Source organism: Candidatus Deferrimicrobiaceae bacterium (assembly GCA_035256765.1).
GTDB lineage: Bacteria > Desulfobacterota > Deferrimicrobia > Deferrimicrobiales > Deferrimicrobiaceae > CSP1-8.
In genome coordinates, this window is sequence record DATEXR010000033.1 from 1 (window position 1) to 1,580 (window position 1,580).

1 protein-coding gene is annotated in these 1,580 nt (G+C 65.7%); it reads right to left on the minus strand.

Translation table 11 applies throughout. The features are described from left to right. The coding region (nrfD, locus tag VJ307_01235; GenBank protein HJX72750.1) for an NrfD/PsrC family molybdoenzyme membrane anchor subunit at positions 1–1,580 on the minus strand (1,580 nt) is incomplete at both ends.

A 1,580-nucleotide genomic window follows, 5' to 3' on the forward strand; every position in this document is an offset into this window, starting at 1 on the left:
GTACCCGGCGGCAACTCCCTTCTGCGTCCCTTCCTTCGGGTGGACGACGGTTTCCTCCAACGCCACGTCCGCGTGACACTTGGAACAGGCCGTCGCGGTGGCTCGATCCTTCACCTGGTTCGTGTCCCGGTGGCAGCGGACGCACCCCTTGTTGCCGCCGAGTTTCACCACGTGGGAAGCGTGGCGGAAGATATCCGTGGTGTTGTACATGTCGCGGTGGCACTTGTCACACGCCGTGTTCCTGTCGAAGGGCAGGTTCTTGTGATGGCATTGGACGCAGGAGGGAAGCCCTCCGAACTTCGTGATGTGGAGATCGTGCGGGAAGAGGACCAGCCGATCGTCGCGGTTGCCGTTGATCATCAACAGCGGCATGCGCTTCCACCCGTCGGGAACGGGTACGTCTTTCTGCAACACGCGCACGTCGCGAAGGTGTCCGCCGGTGGGCGGCCCGACGACGCCGTCCAGCGTGCGCTGAGCCGAGACGGCGGTATGCACGGACCGGTCGGCGTGCCGCACGTTGCCGGAGATGATGCCGATCGCGGCGGCCGCGGCGCCGATGAAGGCGATCGAGTATAACCTGGGCGCCGCAAGCGAGAGGGGAAGAAGCGTCCGAACCGTGCCCGGATTGAAGACGGGACCCGGCGAAGGGCGGGCCTCCTCCCCGGGCTCCCCGCATTCGTGCTCCTCCGGATACACCCTGAGTCTCTCGACGAAGAAGATGAACACGAGCACGGCGCCCGCCACGATCCCGAGGCTGACCGCGATCTCCATCCAGCTCGGGAAGTAGGACATCCCCTCGGGGCGGTAAAATGCCACGATGCAGACGTCGAAGCGGTAGCCGATCGTGCCGAGGACGGTCATCGCCGCGCTCGCGGCGAGGCCCGCGGGACTGTTGCGCACGCCGCGGAAAGCCAGGAGCGTCGCCGGCACCAGCGCGCCGAGCGCGACCTCGAAGAGGAAGAGATTCCCCTGCCAGGAGCCGTCGAACGCGGACCCGAGTGTCCCGCGCGCGGCCAGGTCCCCGAGCCGCAGGATGGCGTACAGGAACAGCACGACCGACGCGGCCTTTCCGAGACCGGCCAGCTGGTTCATGCGGAGCCGGTGGCCGAACATCCATGCCGAGAAGAAGGACTCCGCGGTCACCATCATCAGCCCCAGGCCGATCGCCGAGACGAGGAACAGGATCCAGATGATCGGGCTGTACCACAGCGGGTGCAGCCGGTACGGCGCGATGAGGAACAGGGATCCGAGCGAGGACTGGTGGAGCGAGGACAGCACGATCCCGATGATCACCAACGGGATCGTGGCCTTCTTCAGAAGGGCGTAGATCGACGTGAACGGTGGACGGTTGAACCAAGGGTGCTCCAGGACGACGGGGCTGAACTCGAGGGCGAGGACGGTGAGGTACAGCATGACGCACATCGCCACCTCGAACAGCACGGAGCGGAACTGGGGGAAGAAGATCGTGTGCCAGATGTTCCACGGCAGGCCCAGATCGTACATGATGCCGACGGCCACCGCGATGTAGCCGAGGAAGGCCGTCAGGATCGCCGGCCTGGTGAAGGGGTGGTACGCCTCCA